The sequence below is a fragment of the Winogradskyella aurantiaca genome (genome assembly GCF_003362725.1).
In the GTDB taxonomy this organism is placed as follows: Bacteria; Bacteroidota; Bacteroidia; order Flavobacteriales; family Flavobacteriaceae; genus Winogradskyella_A; species Winogradskyella_A aurantiaca.
On the sequence record NZ_QKTV01000002.1, the window covers coordinates 54,719 to 74,298 of the forward strand.

At 36.8% G+C, this 19,580-nt stretch carries 19 protein-coding genes; 12 read left to right on the forward strand and 7 right to left on the reverse strand.

All coding sequences use genetic code 11. The annotated features are described in order from the left end of the window. Position 1 precedes the first annotated feature (1 nt). Together DN064_RS04430 and DN064_RS04435 are read right to left on the reverse strand one after the other, a co-directional pair. On the reverse strand, positions 2–934 hold the full coding sequence (locus DN064_RS04430) for a lytic transglycosylase domain-containing protein (protein ID WP_115461427.1): 933 nt from the start codon (positions 932–934) through the stop codon (positions 2–4). Positions 935–982: 48 nt separating this feature from the next. Continuing rightward, entirely contained in the window at positions 983–1,642 is a 660-nt protein-coding gene (locus DN064_RS04435) for an alpha/beta hydrolase family protein (protein ID WP_115461428.1), read from the reverse strand. Positions 1,643–1,798: 156 nt separating this feature from the next. On the opposite strand from DN064_RS04435, the gene DN064_RS04440 reads away from it, so the two are divergent. Further along, the gene (locus DN064_RS04440; protein WP_115461429.1) at positions 1,799–2,095 is read left to right on the forward strand and encodes an N-acetyltransferase; all 297 of its coding nucleotides are present in this window, start codon (positions 1,799–1,801) and stop codon (positions 2,093–2,095) included. A 54-nt stretch (positions 2,096–2,149) separates the two neighbouring features. Here DN064_RS04440 and DN064_RS04445 read toward each other — a convergent pair whose 3' ends face one another. Together DN064_RS04445 and mtaB are read right to left on the reverse strand one after the other, a co-directional pair. Then, a complete protein-coding gene (locus DN064_RS04445; protein WP_115461430.1) occupies positions 2,150–2,680 on the reverse strand; it encodes a hypothetical protein in 531 nt (176 codons plus the stop codon). Between the two features lie 43 nt (positions 2,681–2,723). After that, on the reverse strand, positions 2,724–4,073 hold the full coding sequence (gene mtaB / locus DN064_RS04450; RefSeq protein WP_115461431.1) for a tRNA (N(6)-L-threonylcarbamoyladenosine(37)-C(2))-methylthiotransferase MtaB: 1,350 nt from the start codon (positions 4,071–4,073) through the stop codon (positions 2,724–2,726). Positions 4,074–4,118: 45 nt separating this feature from the next. On the opposite strand from mtaB, the gene DN064_RS04455 reads away from it, so the two are divergent. Then, on the forward strand, positions 4,119–5,744 hold the full coding sequence (locus DN064_RS04455; protein ID WP_115461432.1) for an ABC transporter substrate-binding protein: 1,626 nt from the start codon (positions 4,119–4,121) through the stop codon (positions 5,742–5,744). On the opposite strand, the gene DN064_RS04460 is transcribed toward DN064_RS04455, so the two are convergent. Both DN064_RS04460 and DN064_RS04465 read right to left on the reverse strand, forming a co-directional pair. Then, entirely contained in the window at positions 5,741–6,919 is a 1,179-nt protein-coding gene (locus tag DN064_RS04460) for a GlmU family protein (RefSeq protein ID WP_115461433.1), read from the reverse strand. The two genes, DN064_RS04455 and DN064_RS04460, sit on opposite strands and share 4 nt — an antisense overlap. A 76-nt stretch (positions 6,920–6,995) precedes the next feature. Next, on the reverse strand, positions 6,996–7,247 hold the full coding sequence (locus tag DN064_RS04465) for a type B 50S ribosomal protein L31 (RefSeq protein WP_115461434.1): 252 nt from the start codon (positions 7,245–7,247) through the stop codon (positions 6,996–6,998). A 162-nt stretch (positions 7,248–7,409) separates the two neighbouring features. Between DN064_RS04465 and DN064_RS04470 the strand changes: the two genes are divergently transcribed. The 7 genes from DN064_RS04470 to DN064_RS04500 all read left to right on the forward strand — a co-directional run bounded on the left by DN064_RS04470 (position 7,410) and on the right by DN064_RS04500 (position 14,372). Continuing rightward, positions 7,410–7,925: a DUF4199 domain-containing protein gene (locus tag DN064_RS04470; protein ID WP_115461435.1), complete on the forward strand. Its 516-nt coding sequence runs from the start codon at positions 7,410–7,412 to the stop codon at positions 7,923–7,925. Between the two features lie 51 nt (positions 7,926–7,976). Beyond that, positions 7,977–8,924, forward strand: a complete 948-nt coding sequence (locus DN064_RS04475; protein WP_115461436.1) for a glycosyltransferase family 2 protein — start codon at positions 7,977–7,979, stop codon at positions 8,922–8,924. Between the two features lie 74 nt (positions 8,925–8,998). Then, on the forward strand, positions 8,999–10,717 hold the full coding sequence (locus DN064_RS04480) for a phospho-sugar mutase (protein ID WP_115461437.1): 1,719 nt from the start codon (positions 8,999–9,001) through the stop codon (positions 10,715–10,717). A gap of 3 nt (positions 10,718–10,720) precedes the next feature. Beyond that, complete coding sequence (locus DN064_RS04485; protein ID WP_115461438.1) at positions 10,721–12,544, forward strand: ABC transporter ATP-binding protein; 1,824 nt, start codon at positions 10,721–10,723, stop codon at positions 12,542–12,544. Positions 12,545–12,837: 293 nt separating this feature from the next. Beyond that, complete coding sequence (locus DN064_RS04490; RefSeq protein ID WP_115461439.1) at positions 12,838–13,380, forward strand: RNA polymerase sigma factor; 543 nt, start codon at positions 12,838–12,840, stop codon at positions 13,378–13,380. A gap of 31 nt (positions 13,381–13,411) precedes the next feature. Then, positions 13,412–13,909 carry a hypothetical protein gene (locus DN064_RS04495; protein WP_115461440.1) on the forward strand — a complete coding sequence of 166 codons (498 nt, stop codon included), beginning with the start codon at positions 13,412–13,414 and terminating at the stop codon, positions 13,907–13,909. A 7-nt stretch (positions 13,910–13,916) separates the two neighbouring features. Continuing rightward, positions 13,917–14,372, forward strand: coding sequence for a Spy/CpxP family protein refolding chaperone (locus DN064_RS04500; protein ID WP_157962231.1), 456 nt, complete (start codon positions 13,917–13,919; stop codon positions 14,370–14,372). Between the two features lie 4 nt (positions 14,373–14,376). Here the strand turns inward: DN064_RS04500 and DN064_RS04505 are convergent, their stop codons facing one another. Then, positions 14,377–15,393: a beta propeller repeat protein gene (locus DN064_RS04505; RefSeq protein WP_232827382.1), complete on the reverse strand. Its 1,017-nt coding sequence runs from the start codon at positions 15,391–15,393 to the stop codon at positions 14,377–14,379. 173 nt (positions 15,394–15,566) lie between these two features. On the opposite strand from DN064_RS04505, the gene DN064_RS04510 reads away from it, so the two are divergent. From DN064_RS04510 to DN064_RS04520, 3 genes are read left to right on the forward strand one after another with little or no spacing between them, the layout of a single operon-like run. After that, complete coding sequence (locus DN064_RS04510; RefSeq protein ID WP_115461443.1) at positions 15,567–16,787, forward strand: RsmB/NOP family class I SAM-dependent RNA methyltransferase; 1,221 nt, start codon at positions 15,567–15,569, stop codon at positions 16,785–16,787. After that, positions 16,780–18,648: an endonuclease gene (locus tag DN064_RS04515; RefSeq protein WP_115461444.1), complete on the forward strand. Its 1,869-nt coding sequence runs from the start codon at positions 16,780–16,782 to the stop codon at positions 18,646–18,648. Before DN064_RS04510 ends, DN064_RS04515 begins: the two co-directional genes overlap by 8 nt. A 3-nt stretch (positions 18,649–18,651) precedes the next feature. Continuing rightward, entirely contained in the window at positions 18,652–19,515 is an 864-nt protein-coding gene (locus tag DN064_RS04520) for a fructosamine kinase family protein (RefSeq protein ID WP_115461445.1), read from the forward strand. Positions 19,516–19,580: the final 65 nt, after the last annotated feature.

A 19,580-nucleotide genomic window follows, 5' to 3' on the forward strand; every position in this document is an offset into this window, starting at 1 on the left:
ATTAAGGATTAGAATAATGACCGTCTTCAGGAATATCTATGTAATATACTTTTCGGGACTTGTTATTTAAGTGTGGTTCTCGCAACCAGGGATTGTGAATTTTCAAAATCTTATAATTAATCCCAAAGTCCATGGCAAAAGCAGCAAAATCAGCTACTGCGGTATCTACTTTAACCTCATAGGTTGGTACATTAGAATACAAGTGGTCCTCCTTAAAGTTAAATCCATACTTCGATGGATGGGATAAAATTTCCTTGAGTGCTACAATTCTATATAGATAGCGTCCTGTCTCTTCACCCAATAGTAGATCATAATAATCCTTAACTCCTTGATTTTCCAATCTTCTGGCAATTCCTTTTTTACCAGCATTGTATGATGCAGCTGCTAATGTCCATGTACCAAATTGCTCTTTGGCTTCCAAAAGGTATTTACAGGCCACTTCTGTTGCCTTCTCTAAATGGTATCGCTCGTCAACATTATCATTGATCTCAAGACCATTCTCACGTCCCGTAGTCTTCATAATTTGCCAAAACCCGCGGGCACCAGCCGGTGAAACCACATTCAAAAGTCCACTTTCAATCACCGCCAAGTACTTAAAATCATCTGGAACCCCATTCTTTTTGAGAATTGGTTCAATAATTGGAAAATACTTAGCAGAACGTTTAAACATTAACAAACCATTAGACTGCCAGTAGGTGTTTACCAAGAGCTCTCTGTCCATTTTTTCAAAAACATCTGGATTTTCAAGTGGCAAGGCCTCACCTGCAAAATTTAAATCACTTGGTACCGTTAGAGCGTAAACATTATAGTCATTTACCATTGGCTTTTCATTACTCACATTGGTATCTGCAGGTGCCTTTTGAACAGCGTAAATAAACAAACAGCACACACACATTAAACCAATTACCGAAAGGAGGGATTTTAAAGCTTTCATCTTCTTTTTTGTTTAAAGTTATTTATTAATTCTCTGCTGGCAAAGATCCTAGGCCATCAGTTTAGGTAAATTTTCGTTAAACCACTTATACTTATTGATAATCATAATATGGGTGCCACCTTTTATAACAATGGTTTTTCCATTACATGAATTTGGAAATACCAAATCACTATCACCATGTATAAAAATAGTTTGTTCATCTGGTGCTTCCTGAGCCCAACAAACAATTTGCTTAATGGCCCAGTCCAAATAATCCTTATCCCTAACGCTTAGATACTTTTCATATAACTCCACACGTTTCTTGGCCGTCTCACCAAAAGCGTATTTGAGAAGGACCTCAATATTGGTGACTAATTGGGTTGGCAGTATTTTATAAGTCTTAGTTTTTCTTAAAAATTTCAAATGAACTGGCAACTCATGATGCGATTTGACACTGGAAATAACAATCACTTTTTTGCAATGAAGGACTTTGGCCATTTCCTGCACTAACATACCACCAAAAGATACTCCAATTAAAACCGGATTATCGTGGCTTACATATGAACACATACGTTTCGCATAAGAAAACAATGATTCTTCACTTAAAGGAAGAATCCATTCTAGCCAATGGATTTGATAGTCCTCTTCTGGCAGCTTTATATATTCAAAAATGCTGGGGTTAGCAGCCATTCCAGGCATCATGTAGACGTGAGTTAGATTTGAAGCCATCTTCGAATTTCTTTTAATCTTAGAGCTGACGTGGGATACACAGGGTTTAAGACCCTTAAATTCAATAGTTAAGGGATTTTTTGTACCTTTGCATCCACAAAACTATAGAAAATTATAGTTCCTACTCGACCAACCTAGAATTTAAATTAAAGAAATATGACAGAAGCTGTTGAACTGATTGACAATGATTTCTTGCGTCAATATGAATTGAAGGTGGAAGATAGTATGGCCGTAATCGAATACTCTCTTCAAGAACGCAAAATCTTCTTAACTAAAATGGTAATCCCTGAAGAAATACATTCAGAGGATTTTCAGAAAGATTTTCTAGAACTGGTTTTTAATAATATTAAAGAGCGAAATATCAGCGTAGTTCCAACAAGTCCAGAGATCGCTAAATTTGTCAGAAGCAACAGAAAGTATAAGCGAATGTTACCAGTGGGCATCCGCATCTAAGACCTAATACAAATAAAAAAACCGAAGTTTATACTTCGGTTTTTTTATTTATATTTATTCCTGTTTGGTATAAACAATGGTAAAATCCTCTGTGAATTCAACCTCAAAGTTATCATCATAAACAACTAGTGCATCATTCAAGGTGAAGGTTAAAGTATTTCCATCGATTTGAGCAATCAATGGTTCATCTTCAAAATCTTCTTCAATTAAAAAAACCTGATTTTCGGTTCTATTCCAATTCAATACAAACGAATCCGTTTCAAAATCGCAATCCACATCAAATACAAAACTATCTGTAGTGCCAGTTTCTACAAAAACTTCAATATCTATGGACGAGGATGTATCCACAAAAGCAGTATTTGAAGAATTAAAGGTAATTGTCTCATTATCTAGACAATCTATTTCCTCTAACAGATTGGTATTAGCAATACCATCATTGTTAATGTCAAAAGCTGTTTCTGTATTCCATTCTGTTAATTTCCAAAGACCTAATAAGTCATCAGTCTCGCTTAAAGGAACAGAATCATCTGATGAACATGATATTAAAATTATTGAAAGGCAGCCAAGTAATAGAATTTTTTTCATAATAAATTTGGGTTTAAGAATAACCCAAATATAGCTGAAATAATTACACTAACTCCGGTGAACTCGCAAAGTCAAATCGTACCAGACCATCATCATCGATATGTTTTAAATCTACTTGATGTAGCGTATTGACCAAGTTAGGATTCCATGGTGCTTTTACTTTGACATAATTTTCTGTGAAACCGTGAATATAACCCTCCTTATTTTCTCCCTCAAAAAGAACGGTTTTTTGAAGTCCCATCTGTGACTCGTAAAAGGCGCGTCGTTTTTTTACTGATAACCCTCGAAGCATTTTACTTCTTTTGGTGCGAATCGCTTTAGGAACAACACCTTCCATCTCTGCAGCCTCAGTATTATCCCTTTCAGAATAAGTAAACACGTGTAAATATGAAATATCTAATGCGTTTAGAAATTCATAGGTCTCCAAAAACAACTCATCGGTTTCACCTGGGAATCCAACAATAACATCAACACCAATACAGGCATGGGGCATGAGTTCCTTAATTTTTGCAACTCGATCCTCGTACAGTTCACGCATGTATCTGCGCTTCATTTTTTTAAGAAGTATATTACTGCCGCTTTGTAGTGGAATATGGAAATGAGGCACAAAGGCACGCGATTGTGAAACAAGTTCAATAGCATCATCCTTTAATAAATTAGGTTCAATTGACGATATTCTTAAGCGCTCAATTCCATCAACTTCATCCAATTTTCTGATAAGATCTAAAAAGGTATGTTCATGACGCTTATTACCAAATTCCCCTTTACCATAGTCACCAATATTAACACCTGTCAGTACAATTTCCTTAATACCTTTACTTGAAATTTTTTGAGCGTTGGCAATCACATTTTCCATAGTATCACTTCTTGAAATGCCTCGTGCCAGTGGAATGGTACAATAAGTGCATTTATAATCGCAACCGTCCTGCACTTTCAAAAATGCGCGCGTGCGGTCACCTATGGAATAACTACCTACATAAAAATCAGCTTCAGAGATTTCACAAGAATGAATCTGACCCAGGCTACCAGTTCTATCCGGATTGTCTAATAACGAATTGATGTAATAATCTACCTTAAATTTTTCAGTTGCTCCAAGTACAAGGTCTACTCCATCAACGGCTGCCAATTCCTTTGGCTTCAACTGAGCATAACACCCAATAGCAGCAATAAAAGCCTCATCATTTGATTTAAGAGCCTGTTTGACAATAGATTTAAAACGTTTGTCAGCATTCTCAGTTACAGAACAGGTATTAATCACATAAATATCAGCAGCCTCATTGAAGTCCACCCTCTCATAGCCTTGGTTCTTGAAACCACGAGCAATGGTGGATGTTTCGGAAAAATTAAGTTTACATCCAAGTGTATAAAAAGCGACTTTTTTGCTTGAGACCATTCTCGTACTTTTACAGAGTCGGCAAATTTACAACTATTTGATCAGATGGTAAAACTCCATTTTAGAAGACCTTATATCCAACTCATTGGCATTCATGTAGTTCTGGTTCTTACGTATGGATGCTCGAAAAAACAAACCACATATGGAGACCGTGATGTATTCCGCTACAACGAACATAAAAATATTAATTCTTTAGACCCTGCGTTTTCTAAGGATCTTGCTGATATTTGGGGGGTGCATCAACTATTCAATGGTCTAGTACAAATGGACAACCAATTAAATGTTCAACCAGCCATTGCTAAGACCTGGACCATTTCAGACAATGCTAAAGTCTATACCTTTAATCTGAGATCCGATGTTGTTTTCCATAAGCATGCTCTGTTTGGTCCAGATTCCACGAGAAAAGTCGTAGCATCGGATGTTGAATATAGTTTTAATCGCATACTGGACCCTAATGTTGCTTCGCCTGGAAGTTGGGTTTTTCAAAAAGTCGCATCATTTAGAACGGTTAACGATAGCACCTTTCAAATACGGTTAAAACAACCTTTTCCTGCCTTTTTAGGATTATTAACTATGAAGTATTGTTCTGTAATTCCACCCGAGATTGTATCATATTATGGTTCGGATTTTCGTTCTAATCCTATAGGAACTGGGCCTTTTAAGTTCAAACGGTGGGAAGAAAACACCAAACTCGTCTTTAGAAAGAACCTCCAGTATTTTGAAAAGGACTCTCTTGGTCAAACACTACCATATCTAGAGGCTGTAGCTATTACATTCCTTCCTGATAAACAAAGTGAGTTCCTTCAATTTGCACAGGGAAATATTGATTTTGTATCCGGTCTAGATGCTTCTTATAAGGACGAAATACTTACTGGTGATGGACATTTAAAACCCAAGTACCAGAAAACATCTCGTATGATAAGGGGGCCCTATTTAAATACCGAATACTTGTCCTTTTTTATGGATACTAAAGAGGCAGAAGTTTTATCACCAAAGTTGAGGAAAGCTATTAGTATTGGATTTGATCGTGAAAAGATGATTACCTATTTACGCAATGGTATTGGAATAGCTGCTAATGGAGGTTTTATTCCGGAGGGTCTACCAGGGTATAGACCGTCTGATTCATTTGAATACAATCCTGAACTAGCAAAATCACTCATTGATGAATTTAAAGCTGAATCAGGTATTAATCGACCCAAGATAACCCTATCTACCACAAGTAATTATTTGAGTTTCTGCGAATTTATTCAACGTGAAATTGAAAAACTTGGCTTAGAAATAGCTATTGAGGTCCTGCCCGCCTCAAGTTTGAAAGAGGCTAAAGCTAATGGGAAATTGCCATTTTTTAGGGCAAGTTGGGTTGCAGATTATCCAGATGCAGAAAACTATTTATCATTATTTTACAGAAATAACTTTGCCCCAAATGGTCCCAATTACTCGCATTATTCAAATGCAACTTTTGACCAACTCTATGAGGAATCTTATGTAATTAGTGATCCCAAAGAACGAACCATGCTCTATTCAAAAATGGATTCTATTGCATTGAGCACTTACCCGGTTATTCCCTTATATTATGACGAGGTAGTGCGTTTTAGTAGAAAAAATGTTTCTGGTTTAGGAATTAACCCGATTAATCTATTGGAACTGAAAGCAGTTAAGAAAACCGACTAATCTGCTTTTCTGAATTTCGAAGATTCATCAAAAACATGAGAAAGAATGGCCTTGTCCTGTTCCGACAATATTACTTGGCGTCTTTCCATGACCTTTTCTGCCACCTCAAAGGCTTTATTGGTTTTATAGGTTACAAAACCTTTACTACCACCCCAGGAAAAACTTGGAACAAAATTTCTTGGAAAACCACTACCAAAAATATTAGCACTGACTCCAACAACAGTTCCAGTATTGAACATGGTATTAATACCACATTTACTATGGTCCCCCATCATTAGGCCGCAAAACTGTAATCCCGTTCTAGCAAACCCCTCTGTTTGATAATCCCATAATCTAACTTCAGCGTAGTTGTTCTTTAAATTAGATGTATTAGAATCCGCACCAATATTACACCATTCACCCAGGACTGAATTTCCTAAGAACCCATCATGACCTTTATTGGAATAACCCATTAATATTGAGTTATTGACTTCCCCGCCAACCTTACTATGTGGGCCTATGGTTGTTGGCCCATAAATTTTAGCCCCTAATTTAACAGTGGCATGGTCGCATAATGCAAATGGCCCTCGAATTATGGAGCCTTCCATTAATTCAGCATTATTTCCAATGTAAATTGGGCCATTATTTGTATTTAAGGTCACAAACTCGAGTTGCGCACCTTCTTCAATAAAAACAGGGTGCTCACCAAAAACATTGACCGTTTTGGAAATGGATTGAGATGATCTTCCCTTGGTCACTAAATTAAAATCAGCCTCAATAGCTGGACCATTCAATTTAAATAAATCCCAGGTATGTTCTATTTTCAAAAGATCTTCGTCAAATTCAACAGACTTAAAACCAGAAAAATCATCGGGCTCTCTACCTTCTTCAATGCAAAAGGCCACAACGTCGTCTCCTTCAAAAATAGCCTCATTTGGCTGTAATGACTTTATGAGATTAACCAAAGATGTCGAGGGTAAGAAAGAGGCATTGATCATTACATTTAGCTCCATCTCAACCATAGGATACTTATCGGATAAATAATCTTCGGTAACTGTAGTTATGGTAACTTCCAAATGACGTTGCCATTTCTCCCTGATAGTTAATATGCCAATCCTAAGGTCTGCAACAGGTTTGGTGTAAGTAAAGGGCAGCAAATTACTGCGATATGGACCATCAAAGAGGATATAGTTCATGGATCAATGTATTTGTGTAAAAATAAAAAAGCCCTTCAGTAATTGAAAGGCTTTTAAACTAATATCGTTGGAAGAATTATTTTCTAAACTTCGCGTATTTGTTTTTGAACTTATCTACACGTCCGGCTGTATCTACCAATTTGGCTTTACCAGTATAGTAAGGATGAGACGTTCTAGAGATTTCCAATTTCACTAATGGATACTCAACACCTTCTACATCAATCGTTTCACTAGTGTCAGCTGTAGACTTTGCCAAGAATACATCATTATTAGACATATCTTTAAAAGCAACGATTCTATAATTCTTTGGATGGATATCTTTTTTCATCTCCTTAGTCTTTTAAATATTTCGAATTTTTCGAGGTGCAAATTTAAGTATTTTTCTAAAACCTACAATCTTTTTATAAGAAATAATTGCTCTTAATATATGTAACTTATTTGTAACTTGAAGTACTAACAAGTGAATCATTTAAAATCTAAACACTAAATCATGGAAGAACTAAAACCAACCCCAGGTAAATTTGCATTAAATAATGGAATCTATCTTGGCCTGGCGATGATCCTTATTAATGTTGCCTTATATGTATCCGGACTAGTTTACGACGGGGTACAATGGCCTAACGTTATCTATTACATTCTATTTCCAATAGTTATTTTTTACACCATCAGCAAATTTAAAAAGGCTAATGCCAATGAGCTCACAATAGGATTCGCCATAAAGGTAGGGCTTGCAGTAGCAATTGTTAGTGCGCTTGTTTATGTGGTTTACGGCTTAATATTTGTATACGTGATTGATCCTGGTTTTATGGACCAAATGGTTGAAATTTCAAGAGAAAAAATGCTTGAGAGAGGTGATATTCCTGCAGAAGCAGTAGAACAGCAAATGAAATTTGTTGAAATGTTTACCAATCCTTGGGTCGCAAATACCTTCTGGATTGCCATGAGTGCGCTCTTTGGTCTTATTTATTCTCTCATAGGAGGTCTTGTAATGCGCTCGAACAAATAATTCAGCTCAATAAAAATTACTAATTTTGACACATAAGTGTTAAAATAACATATGGATATATCGGTAGTTATACCGTTACTTAACGAGGAAGAATCAATAAAAGAATTGTACGATTGGATTGCATCTGTGATGCAGTCCAATCATTTTTCTTATGAGATCTTATTTATAGATGATGGAAGCAATGACAGTTCCTGGTCTATAATAAGCACATTAGCCGAACAACATCCTGAAGTAAAAGGTATAAAGTTCCGCAAGAATTATGGCAAGTCTCAAGCGTTACATGCCGGCTTTTATGAGGTTGGCGGTGACGTAATTATTACTATGGATGCAGATCTTCAAGATAATCCTGAAGAAATACCTGAACTATTTCAAATGATCACATCTGATGGGTATGATCTGGTATCGGGGTGGAAAAAGAAACGCTACGATTCGGTGCTCTCCAAAAACCTCCCATCTAAACTATTCAATTGGGCTGCAAGACGTACCTCACAGTTAAAATTACATGACTTTAATTGCGGTCTCAAAGCTTACAAAAATGAGGTAGTCAAATCAATTGACGTATACGGAGAAATGCACCGCTACATTCCAGTATTAGCCAAAAATGCTGGATACGGTAATATTTCTGAAAAAATAGTGAAGCATCAAGCTAGAAAATATGGAAAAACAAAATTTGGTATGGATAGATTTATAAACGGATTTCTTGATTTAATGACCATTTCGTTCTTATCAAGATTTGGTAAACGTCCCATGCACTTTTTTGGGGCGATTGGCGTATTGATGCTCATTTTAGGCTTCGGTTTTTCGGTTTATTTAGGAGTTGACAAATTGTTCCTTAATCCAAAAGGCCGACTTATAACAGAGCGCCCACAGTTTTATCTAGCCTTAACAACGATGATTTTAGGAGCCTTATTTTTTGTGGCTGGGTTTTTAGGTGAATTAATATTACGTTCATCTAAATCTGAAAAGCTCTATGAGGTTGAATCAAAAATTAACCTTTAGTTGTTGACACATTTGGCATTCGCAGCTATCTAAATAACTATTTTTGTACCCTGTTAAATAACTCAATCCAATTTATGAACCCAGATATTCAGAAGAAGGTTGACTCATGGCTGAGTCCAACATTTGATGCAGATACTCAAAATACTATTAAATCACTTCAGGCTAACGATCCAAAGACACTCGAAGAAAGTTTTTATCAAGATTTGGCCTTTGGAACCGGTGGGATGCGAGGTGTTATGGGTGTTGGCACTAATCGTATTAATAAATATACACTTGGTAAAAATACCCAAGGACTAAGTCAATATCTTAAACGAGTTTTTCCAGGGGAGGACATAAAAGTGGCCATTGCCTATGATTGTCGTCATAATAGTCAAAGCCTGGCTAAAGTAGTAGCTAATGTATTTTCGGCCAATGGAATAAAAGCATTTCTTTTTGAGGATTTAAGACCTACGCCAGAACTATCCTTTACGCTCAAACATCTCAACTGCAATTGCGGTATTGTTCTTACCGCCTCTCATAACCCTCCTGAATACAATGGTTATAAAGTGTATTGGCAGGATGGCGGACAATTAGTACCACCTCAAGATGGTGAGATTATCCAAGAAATTAACAGCGTCGACTATTCTCAAATATTATTTGAAGGGAATACTGACCTTATTCAAATGATCGGCGATGATGTGGATCAGGTTTTTATTGATGCCTCCGTTAAAAATGGTAGTATTAATTTACCTGTTGAGGCCAGAGAAGATTTAGGGATTGTTTTCACGTCATTACATGGCACCTCCATTACCACCATTCCACCAACCTTAAAAAAGGCAGGTTATACCAATGTAAGCATTGTAAAGGAGCAGGCTGAACCTGATGGTGATTTCCCTACTGTAGCCTCTCCTAACCCAGAAGAACCAGCAGCCCTTAAAATGGCCTTGGAACTAGCTGATGCTAACGGTGCAGATATTGTTATTGGTACCGACCCTGATAGTGATCGATTAGGAATTGCGGTGAGAGATTTCAATAATGGGTTGGTATTGCTTAATGGTAATCAAACTATGATTGTTATGACTAACTTCCTATTGAAAAACTGGAAGGATCAAGGTCAACTGAAAGGAAATGAGTTTGTAGGATCGACTATAGTATCCACCCCAATGATGAGTGTTTTAGCTGCATCCTATAATACCGAAATAAAAATTGGCCTTACAGGATTTAAGTGGATTGCTAAAATGATCCTTGATTTCCCAGAGCTAGATTTTATAGGTGGAGGTGAAGAAAGTTTTGGGTTTATGGTTGGTGATTTCGTTAGAGATAAGGATGCCGTAACCTCAGCACTGTTGGCGTGTGAAATTGCCGCATTTGCAAAGGCCAACGGAAGCTCCTTCTACGAAGAACTAGTGAAACTCTACTTGGAACATGGTTTTTACAAAGAAAGGCTTGTAAGTCTCACTAAGAAGGGAATTGAAGGAGCAGAAGAAATTAAGCAAATGATGATTGAGGCCCGTGAAAACCCAAAGACCTATTTCAATAATTCTAAAGTAATTAGAATTGAAGATTATCAGGAATCTACGATTACAAATACATTAGACGGATCTGTGATTCCAACCAACATTCCAAAATCTAATGTTCTTATATATTACACTGAAGACGGTAGTAAAATTGCACTTAGACCAAGTGGCACAGAGCCAAAGATTAAGTTCTATATCAGTGTTAATACGCATTTAGACAAAATGTCCGATTTAACTACAACGGAGCAGTTATTGGATGCTAAAATTGAAGCTATCCTTAAGGATATGAATTTATAGTTTATGAATTACTTTAAGCAGATACTTGGTTTTGCTAAGCCCTATTCCAATTTTGCCCTGCTAAATATTGTTTGTAACATATTTTATGCATTATTCAGTGCCTTATCTTTTATTGCACTTATACCTATGCTCGATGTGTTATTTAACAAAGAGCGTGTGGTTACAGAAGTTCCAAAATATGAGGGATTTACAAAGTTGCTGGACTTCTTCAAGGATTATATGGCATACCAAATCCAAGCCAATGCAACATCTGATGCTTCAGCAGCGCTGATCATTGTAATTAGTTTGGTTATTTTACTCTTTTTCTTGAAGAACGTCTTTAATTATTTAGCCATGTTCTTCATAACATTTTTAAGAAATGGTGTTTTAAAAGATTTACGCAATGCCATCTATGAAAAAATAGAGGAATTACCTATTGCGTTTTATTCCGAAAAGCGTAAAGGAGATACAATTGCCAGAATTTCTACAGATGTTCAGGAAATTCAAGGCTCGTTCTTATCAATATTGGAACTAATCGTTCGAGAACCTCTTACCATAATTTTCACCATCGGGATGATGCTTTTGATCAGTGCCAAATTAACGCTGTTTGTCTTCATTTTTATCCCTATTGCTGGGTTTCTAATATCCAGTATTGGTAAGAGCCTTAAAAAACAATCTGATAAGGTACAGCAGGAACAAGGAACCTTTTTATCCATTATTGAGGAAACGCTCGGTGGTTTAAAGGTGATAAAAGCATTTAACGCTGAGGGTATTTTCTTTAAGAAATTTAGTGACTCTACAGACCGTTTTTACAGGTATTCCAATTCGCTTTTAAACAGACAAAACTTAGCTTCTCCAACGAGTGAGTTTCTAGGTATTACCGTTATTGCAATACTTTTATGGTATGGAGGTAAAATGGTTTTAATTGATGGTCAATTGGGCGGTAGTGAATTTATTGCCTATATGGGTCTTGCCTATAATATCCTAACACCGGCTAAAGCTATAAGTAAAGCGAGTTACAGCATTAAAAAAGGAAATGCTGCAGCAGAACGCGTATTAGAAGTACTAAATACTGAGTCTAACCTGGCAGATATTCATTCGGCAGAAACCAAATTTGATTTTAACCAAAAACTTCAGTTAAAAAATATTTCATTCAAATATGAAAATGAGTTTGTCCTAAAGGATTTTTCGCTAACGGTTGAAAAGGGAAAAAGTGTAGCTTTAGTAGGACAGTCAGGAAGTGGTAAAAGCACCATAGCTAATTTAGTCATGCGCTTTTATGATGTCAATAAAGGTGAAATTCTATTGGATGGCACCAATATTAAAGAGTTACAGAAATCCGCTCTAAGGCAACTTATTGGATTGGTAACTCAAGATTCGATATTATTCAATGATACGGTAGCGGGCAACCTTCGAATTGGGAAGCCAGATGCGACAGAAGATGAGTTGATAGATGCACTTAAGGTAGCCAATGCTTGGGAATTTGTGGATCAACTACCAAAGAGGCTTGAAACCAATATTGGAGATTCCGGCAGTAAGCTTTCGGGAGGTCAAAAACAGCGCCTAAGTATTGCGAGAGCTGTTCTAAAAAACCCACCACTGATGGTTTTAGATGAAGCCACTTCGGCCTTGGATACAGAAAGTGAACGCTTGGTGCAACTAGCCTTGGAGAATATGATGAAAAACAGAACTTCAATTGTAATTGCCCACAGATTGTCAACTATTAAAAATGCAGATCAAATCATCGTTCTCGAAAAAGGACGTATTGTAGAGCAAGGTACCCACAAAGAATTAATGGGCAAGCAGGGAACCTATCACCGCTTAGTGGAGATGCAAAGTTTCGATTAAATAAAAAACCACATGGATTATAAAAGATGAAAGGATGTATGACCAATACATCCTTTCGAGAATATTACCAGATTTGGGGACACTGGTAATAAAGTTAACAGGTTAAGCAGGTGTAAACATACAGCATAATTTACATTAAAACAAGAAAAATATGCTTTTTATCGTGTTTTTTTGCTTTTAATCGATGTTATTTATTATATAATACTGATTTTCAACATTTTACATTTTTATTGTAAAATATGATTAATTAAACTTTTATTAGTTTTCAAGGTCTTAAATACAAACAATTGAGTTTGACCAACGAAAACCTTCTAATTCAGCGTCTTACGGACGCAACAACCAGAGATTCCGCATTTAGGGAACTCATGACTATGTATAAAGAACGGTTGTATTGGCACATACGTAAAATTGTTATTAAGCATGACGATGCAGATGATGCGCTTCAAAATACCTTTATTAAAGTATTTAAGAGTATCCACAACTTTAAAGGAGATAGTAAATTGTATTCCTGGTTATATAGAATAGCTACTAACGAAGCCATCAACCAACTAAATAAGAACGCGAAGTTCCTACAGATCACAAGTGAGGAATATCAACAGACGACTATAAATAACCTTAAAGCAGATAGCTATTTTGATGGTGATGAGATACAGTTGAAATTACAGAAAGCCATAGCTACCCTTCCTCAAAAACAGCAGCTTGTATTTAATATGAAATATTTTGATGATATCAAGTACAAAGAAATGTCCGAGATATTGGAAACAAGTGAAGGAGCATTGAAAGCTTCTTACCATATAGCCGTCAAAAAAATAGAAAGCATTTTAAAAGGGCATTAAACCATTTTAGTAAATTAAGGTCTAATAACTAATGAAAAACAAAAGGTTACATCACGATAAAACAACAGGATACAAGGTGCCTAAGGGTTATTTTGACCAGGTAGAAGATGGTGTTCTGTCTCAATTAGCATCGGAAAATTTGCCTAAGACTGCAGGATTTAAGGTCCCTAAATCTTATTTCAGTGATGTCGATGATGATATTCTGTCTAAAATTGAAGATTCAAGTGATATAAAAGTTAGATCAATCGGTCTCCGCAGAACCTTTTATTACATCTCAGGTATTGCGGCAGCCTTACTCTTGTTTTTCACTATCTATAATTATAATGCCTCGACAGACGAGATTAGCATTGATATGGTTGAAAGTTACTTTGAAACCAATTCAATGGACAGCTACGAACTAGCCGAATTGCTCATAGAGTCAGAACTAATGAGCATTGACGATATAAAATTTGAACCAGAAATAGATGATCTTGAATTGGAATCGTATCTGCTTGAAAATGCAGATATCGAAACCATCATCATCCAATAAAATACCCATGAAATACCTAGTATTCTTTATAATCGCCATTATCAGCTTGAATGTATCGCATTCTCAAAATGATAAGATGCGCGAACGAATCAAAGCTCAGAAAATAGCCTTTATTACGGCCCAACTTCAACTAACAACAGAAGAAGCTCAAGCATTTTGGCCTGTATTTAACGCTTATGAAGCTGATACAGAATCTGTGAAAAATAAACAACTTCGACCTGTCCGTAAAGCCATGCGCAATAGCGAATCCCTATCTGATGAAGAAGCGGTTAAACTGATAGACAATATGATCACTGCCGAAACAGAGTTGCATCAGTTGCGTCTTAACCTAATTTCTGATTTAAAAGGCGTATTACCACCTCAGAAAATTCTAAAACTTAAAGCCGCTGATGACGAGTTCAATAAAAAATTATTTGAACGTCTTAAAGAAATGCGGCAACGTAGAAACGGCAATAAGGACTAATGGATTAGCGAAAAACTAGCTGACTAATTCTACCATTACCAGCAGCATATGCAATGGTATCGTTAACAAATCGGATGGTATAAAATCCTTCGTCACTCAAATGTGTCCATGACTGTCCCGAGTCATTACTGTAATCTATTCCCTTAAAACCTACAGCCACCAGTTCCTTCCCATTTGATTCAGGAATATATTGGACACAACTTCTATAACCTGGTGTTTGAGAATCGGCACTTAAGGTCCAGGTCTTGCCTCCATTAACAGTTCTTATTTTATTTGCTGTATTGCTATCCGCTTTGGTGTAATCACCTCCTATGCCATATCCCAATTGGTCATCATAAAAATCTATGGAGTACAGTCCAGTTGTTGGTTGTCCTTGAACAACAGGAGTGGCATACACCTCCCATGATACTCCTTTATCTGGAGAATACAATACTCGACTGGCCATACCGCCTGTCGCCACCCAGGTCTTATCGCCCATTATAGCAATATTGGTATCACTAGCGGCAAAGGCCGCCTCCCCATCCACAGCCTCTGGTATATCAGCACAGGAAACTTTCGCCCAAGATTTACCGCCATCGCGGGTAATTATAATACTCATGCAGCCATCTGTTGGATCACCGATAGCCAATCCTTCTTTGGAATTCCAAAATTTTATAGCATCATAAAAAACAGATTCGTGTCGCTCTTCATAAACCAATTGCGGATTTTTTCCTTTTCTTGGTAGTCTATAGACCTTAGCAGGATTACCAATAGAGACGGCTAAAAAATCCCCATTTATTTCGGCAATTGCTCTAAAATGTAACGGTGTATCTTCTTCTGTTAAGACATATTTAAAGTACTCCTTACCGTTGTCAATTTTAAATTGATCCAGATTTACAACCAATTGCTCATCTAAGGCAAACTTTCCAATATGGTCCTTGCTACCATAGAATAAATACTCCTCACCTACTTCCAAAGCTCTAATGCTTAATGTAGAATCTTCCAATACAGGATATACGGCTACCTCAGAAAGAGGATTCACTCGTTTTTTAACCCCAGTTGAACAGGACCAACAAAAAACTAGTAGCAAGCAACAGGACCAAATTTTAGACATCATCTTTTTTTTGTCAAATAAACGAATAAGTAGTTTTGATAACAAGTACTACATTTTTAAATCTATCTTTGCACTTCCTTATTCGCTTAAGCACATACTATATGCGACTTCACAGAAATTTATGTTATGCAGTCATTGATGGTTTACACTCCATTTTTAATGATAAGAACTATGCCGATAAAGTAGTTCAACAACTTCTAAAGCGGGATAAGCGCTGGGGAAGTAGAGATCGAGGTTTTATTGCAGATACCGTTTATAGTATTGTTAGATATAAACGTCTTTACGCCGAAATTGCTGAAGTAAAAGAACCTTTTGACAGGGATAATTTGTGGCGCTTATTTGCTGTTTGGGCTACTCTTAAAGGTATTAAACTACCCGATTGGAAGTATTTTCAGAGTACACCAACCAGAAAAATCAAAGGACGCTTTGATGAGCTATCAAAAACCAGAAAATACCGTGAATCTATTCCTGATTGGATGGATGAATTAGGTTTAAAGGAATTAAGCGAACCGGTCTGGACCAAAGAACTAGCAGCTCAAAATCAAAAGGCCGATGTTGTTTTAAGGACAAATACCTTAAAAATCACAAAGTCAGATTTACAAAAGCAGTTGGAATCTGAAGATATACCTACGCATTCTATCGATGGTTATAAGGATGCATTGGTTCTTAACGAAAAAGCCAATGTATTTAAAACCGAAGCATTCAAAAATGGCTGGTTTGAAGTCCAGGATGCCTCTTCGCAATTAGTAGCTGAATATCTAAAAGTTCAGCCAGGTATGAAAGTTGTAGATGCCTGCGCCGGTGCCGGTGGTAAGACCTTGCACATTGCCTCCTTAATGCAAAACAAGGGACAGATAGTGGCTATGGACATTTATGAAAGTAAATTAAAAAAGCTCAAGGTACGTGCCAGAAGAAATGGAGTTCACAATATTGAACTTAAAGTCATAGATTCGACTAAACCCATCAAAAAACTGCACAATAAAGCAGACCGATTATTAATTGATGCACCCTGTTCTGGATTGGGAGTATTAAAACGAAATCCGGATTCTAAATGGAAACTAGAAACTAAGTTTATTGAAGATATTAAACAGACCCAAGCACAAATCTTGAACGACTACTCCAAGATGGTTAAACCAGGAGGAATCATGGTATATGCCACTTGTTCTGTACTTCCTTCAGAAAATCAGGAGCAGATTTCAAACTTCCTAAAATCAGATTCAGGAAAAGATTTTAAGTTTGTAAAAGATAAAAAAATACTTGCTTCAGAATCGGGTTTTGACGGATTCTATATGGCGCAACTACAAAAAAGCACTAATGCTTAAACCAACATTACTCATAAGCTTCTTGTTCATTACAAGTTTAGCTTTATCCCAAATTCCATCCAATTATTACAATTCAGCAAACGGCTTAACGGGTTACGAACTTAAGACCGAATTAAAAAATATTGTATCCAATGGTCATATATCAAGAACTTATGACCAACTCTATGACGGTAATGGTATTTCTGGATCCAACGGTTACATCGACACCCATTCAGATGTTTTTGTATCAGGTGCCAATACCTATGAAAATGATGGATCCATATTAGACTTCTATTCGGAGAATCCAACGGGGTCAGACCCCTATAATTACACACATGGCAATAACCAATGTGGTAACCAGAATGCCGAAGGAGATTGCTATAATCGCGAACATTTGGTACCACAATCTTCTTTTGGCAGTGCCTTTCCCATGCAAAGCGATATACACCATGTTATTCCAACTGATGGAAGAGTTAACAACTTTCGAGGATCACTTGTTTTTGGAATAGTTGATGTTCCTGATTTCACGTCACTTAATGGATCTAAGCGCGGTTCTAGTGCTGTTGGTGGCTATAACGGTGTGGTTTTTGAACCTATAGATGAATTTAAAGGGGATATCGCTAGAGCTCTGTTATATTTTGCGGTTAGATACGAAGATACCGTTGACGGATACACTAGTTTCGAAATGTTTAATGGAAGTAATGATCAGGTTTTTACCACCTGGGCTATTGAGCTTTTATTAGATTGGCATTATAATGTGGATCCTGTAGATGAGCGTGAACGTGAACGAAATAATGCTGCTTATAATTTTCAAGATAACGCCAATCCATTTGTAGACCATCCCGAGTATGCCAATTTAATTTGGGATCCTGAGGCCGATACCGAAGCCCCAACTGCTCCTACTAACCTAATGGCTTCTAGCCCTACCATTAGCAGTATTGCCTTAAGTTGGACGGCATCAACTGATAACATAGCTGTAGAAACCTATGATGTTTACGTTGATGATGTCTATAATTCTACAACAAGTAATACTCAAATTGTTGTTTCTGGTTTGGCCATAAATACTAGCTTCTGTTTTACCGTTTTTGCCAAGGACGAAGCTCTTAATATGTCCGCTAGTAGCAACGAAGTTTGTGAATCAACCTTAACTGGGAGCGAAACTTCAGACGAGATATTCATTTCAGAATATGTCGAAGGAAGTGGTAATAATAAGGCCATTGAAATAGCAAACTTCACAGGAGCCACAGTCTCCTTATCCAATTATACCATCGCCAGAGATGTCAATAGTAATGGGAGCTGGGGAGAGGCACTTCAACTTTCTGGAAGTATTGTAAGTGGTGATGTTCATGTGGTCACCCGAGGTAATGCAGATTCAAATTTAACTGCGCTTGCAGATCAATTATCAAGCGGGGATGCCATGTCTTTCAATGGGGATGACCCTGTGGGACTTTTTAAGAATGGCGAATTGATTGATATTTTTGGAAATTTCACTGGCGACAATTCGTTTGAAAATGCCACTTACAGGCGAAAAGAAAGTGTTGCTAATCCCACTACTACTTTTGATGTGAATGCTGAATGGGATCAATATGCTCAAAATACATTTGACGACCTTGGTAAACACAATCAGTCATTGGGAATAACCGAAATAGATAAATCTGATATTAAATTATTCCCCAACCCTCTAAAGAATTCAAATCAGGTGTATGTCAACTCTTTTGAAATAGTGTCCTTTAAAGTTTATAATTTGCTTGGACAGCAACAAATTTCAGGAAAGACGAACAATGGTATTATTAATCTACCAAAGATTAAACCTGGTGTATATCTAGTTCAACTCTCTGTTGGAACTAGAAAAGTGATGAAACGACTAATAGTCACCCGCTAGATCATGCAAAAGTCCTTACAAAAATATATTGAGGACCGCATAAAAAGCAGCATCACTAGAATAACTCCTGTTTCAGGTGGTGACATTTCCAGTGCTTATCAAATAAGCCTCCATAATTCTCAAGAGTATTTTGTCAAGTGCAATTCTAAAAGTACGGCCCTTGAAATGTTCCAAAAAGAACAACAGGGTCTAGAGTTGATTGCAGAGACCAAATCCATTGCGGTCCCAAACGTTAAAAGTATCTATCATGACAACCAAATCAGTGCTATCATCATGGACTTTATACCTTCCAAGAACACAGACTCAATGGATATGACAGCGCTAGGGAAGGAACTCGCCCAAATGCATCAATCAAGTGACTCCCAATACGGATTGAATACTGCTAATTTCATAGGCTCTCTAAAACAGCTTAACAATCAAACTTCTAATTGGGTCTCCTTTTATGTCCAACAGCGGCTCCAACCTCAACTGAGTATGGCAACAAGTTTAGGATTGTTGAAGCCATCAGAAATTCCATCTCTGAATCTAATGAATAATAGAATAAACGATGTTATCGTAGTAAATAAGCCTAGTCTGTTGCATGGTGATCTTTGGGGTGGCAATTATTTAATTCAATGTGATGGTAAGCCCTATTTAATTGACCCAGCAGTTTATTATGGAGATAAATTTGTGGACATTGCCATGAGTCAGTTATTTGGTGGTTTTACTAAAGACTTTTATGACAGTTATTTTTACTGGACACCTAAAGTAGAACAACTGGAAGAACGAATAGAACTGTACCAATTGTATTATTTATTAGTGCACTTAAATATGTTTGGAAGGTCTTATTATCCTGCCGTTAAACGTTCCCTTATTAAGTATTTTTAATTGTCAACTAGTTGGTGAATAACTTCATTTACCAGCAACAAAATGAATAGAATTTATGAGATAAA